General features: G+C 40.9%; 1 protein-coding gene. It reads left to right on the top strand.

Annotated features, from left to right (window positions below):
- Positions 1 to 1398: MFS transporter (locus AOG55_RS06635; RefSeq protein ID WP_201779088.1), on the top strand; the 1398-nt coding region annotated here is incomplete at its 5' end.
- Positions 1399 to 1421 lie beyond the last annotated feature (23 nt).

Here is a 1421-nt window from a genome sequence, read left to right as displayed (position 1 = left end):
TTGAATTCAGATAGTTCTGAAAATAAGGATATTTTAAAGGATATGTATATAGCAAGGGCGGACAGGCTTCCTGCATGGGGATTAAGCTATCTTCTTATTTTTGGTCTGGCATTCAGTTTCTTTATTACATTATATGATGTCATTAACATAGGCTTTGCCCTACCGTATATAGAATTTGTCACAACAGCCGGTGAGGCATCACTGGCAGCATCTCTTGGACTTTTTGGCTATGCAGTTGGCGGTCCAACACTAACAATAATAGCCGATAGAATTGGAAGAAAGCCAACATTATTATTCACCGCACTGCTAACATCCATAGGAAGCTTTGGCGACGCACTCGCTTTTAACATACCAACACTTTACCTTTTCAGGTTCATAACAGGCATGGGAATAGGTGGTGATCTTGTCCTTGTGATGACATACATGTCTGAAATGGCACCTGCTGTTAAGAGAAGGAGCTATGTTAATCTGGCATTTATTGGTGGCTGGGCGGGAATAGGCTTTGGACCATTTTTTTCATCAATAATTGTGACAACATATCCCACGGTTGGCTGGAGATATTTATTTGTAATAGGCGGTGTCATAGCCATTGCTGTCATAGTCATCAGGGCAATATCGCCTGAAACAATAAGATTCCTTGCAAATAAGGGTAAATTCAAGGAGGCCGATGAGCTGATTAAAAAAATGGAGGAAACATCAATGAAAAGGGCACATGTTACATCTCTGCCAGAGCCAAATGTGCTTGAATATAAGGAGGAAAATAGGGGGGTCTTTAAAACACTGTTTTCAAGAAAGTATGGAAAAAGGCTGACTGTATTATTTTTGTTCATGTTCTGGCAGTATTTTGTTGATTACATGTTTTTAGCACTCGCCCCCACATGGGTTAAGGATATATTACATGTTCCAGGGCATGAGCTGGCATATATGATTACATTACTTGGCATAGCAGGCCTCGGTGCGTTTATAGGATCATTGATGATAAGGCCATTTGCAGACAGATTTGACATAAGAAAACTCTCAACCATTGGTGTTGTGGGATACACAATAGGTACAACACTCATGGCCATAGGCGGTGTATACGGCATCATATACCTGTTCTTTTCAGGGGCTTTTATAGCAGAGCTTATAGGCGTAGGCTGGTATCAGGCCTATTATATGATGGACGCTGAGAACTTTCCAACATCATCAAGGGCCACAGGATACGGCATTGCAGACGGTTTAGGGCACCTTGGTGGTGCAATCGGCACGGCAATATTTATACCAATTGTTGTCGCCCTTGGAAGCATACTAACATGGAGTGTTTTATGGATACCCAATTTAATAATGTGCATATTTTTATTCCTGACGCTGCCAAACGCAACAGGAAAAAGGCTTGAAGAAATCAACGAGGCAAGCTGAATCCAATAATATTAAAATTTTTT

This window comes from Acidiplasma cupricumulans, assembly GCF_001402935.1.
Classification (GTDB): Archaea; Thermoplasmatota; Thermoplasmata; order Thermoplasmatales; family Thermoplasmataceae; genus Acidiplasma; species Acidiplasma aeolicum.
This window is presented reverse-complemented; position numbering and strand designations above follow the sequence as displayed.